General features: G+C 63.3%; 3 protein-coding genes. All 3 read left to right on the top strand.

Features of this window, described 5'->3' with window-relative positions; translation table 11 throughout:
- On the top strand, positions 1-511 hold a 511-nt coding region (locus HB681_RS37640), incomplete at its 5' end, for a carboxyl transferase domain-containing protein (protein WP_275946438.1).
- Between the two features lie 18 nt (positions 512-529).
- Positions 530-655 carry a hypothetical protein gene (locus HB681_RS38630; protein WP_256735274.1) on the top strand — a complete coding sequence of 42 codons (126 nt, stop codon included), beginning with the start codon at positions 530-532 and terminating at the stop codon, positions 653-655.
- Positions 648-806 (top strand): biotin carboxylase N-terminal domain-containing protein (locus HB681_RS37635; protein WP_213959988.1); only part of this gene is annotated, 159 nt, incomplete at its 3' end. The genes HB681_RS38630 and HB681_RS37635, both read left to right, overlap by 8 nt.

Below are 806 nucleotides of genomic sequence, written 5' to 3'. Positions count from 1 at the left end.
CGCGCGCTTCGTGCGCTTCTGCGATGCCTTCAACATCCCGGTCATCACCTTCGTCGACGTGCCCGGCTTCATGCCCGGCACCAGCCAGGAGTACGGCGGCATCATCAAGCACGGCGCCAAGCTGCTCTATGCGTACGCCGAATGCACGGTGCCCAAGATCACCGTCATCACCCGCAAGGCCTACGGCGGTGCTTACGACGTGATGGCCTCCAAGCACCTGCGCGGCGACGTGAACCTGGCCTGGCCACGCGCCGAGATCGCGGTGATGGGCGCGAAGGGCGCGGTGGAGATCATCTTCCGCGAGGACAAGAACGACCCCGAGAAGCTCGCCGCCCGCGAGGCCGAATACAAGGCCCGCTTCGCCAACCCGTACGTGGCTTCCACGCGTGGCTACATCGACGACGTGATCCTGCCGAGCGAGACGCGCAAGCGCATCTGCCGCTCGCTGGTGATGCTGCGCGAGAAGAAGCTCGAGAACCCGTGGCGCAAGCACGGGAACATCCCTCTTTGAAAGAACAGGAAGTACAACATGTTCAAGAAAATCCTGATCGCCAATAGCGGTGACCAGCCGCGAAGCGGCGCAGCGACGAAGTCAAATTGCATGGCACGCGAAGCGTGCGCAGGCGATCTCACCGCGGAGACCCACAATGTTTAAGAAGATCCTGATTGCCAACCGCGGCGAGATCGCCTGCCGCGTCATCAAGACCGCGAAGAAGATGGGCATCCTCACGGTGGCCGTCTACTCCGATGCCGACAAGGAGGCCCGCCATGTCGAGCTGGCCGACGAGGCCGTGCACATCGGCGCG

The organism is Variovorax sp. dw_954, assembly GCF_018449755.1.
In the GTDB taxonomy this organism is placed as follows: domain Bacteria; phylum Pseudomonadota; class Gammaproteobacteria; order Burkholderiales; family Burkholderiaceae_C; genus Variovorax.
This window is presented reverse-complemented; position numbering and strand designations above follow the sequence as displayed.

What these genes read in the sequence shown, in the direction of transcription:
- HB681_RS38630 (WP_256735274.1), top strand. Translation starts at nt 530, where the DNA reads ATGTTCAAGAAAATCCTGATCGCCAATAGCGGTGACCAGCCGCGAAGC.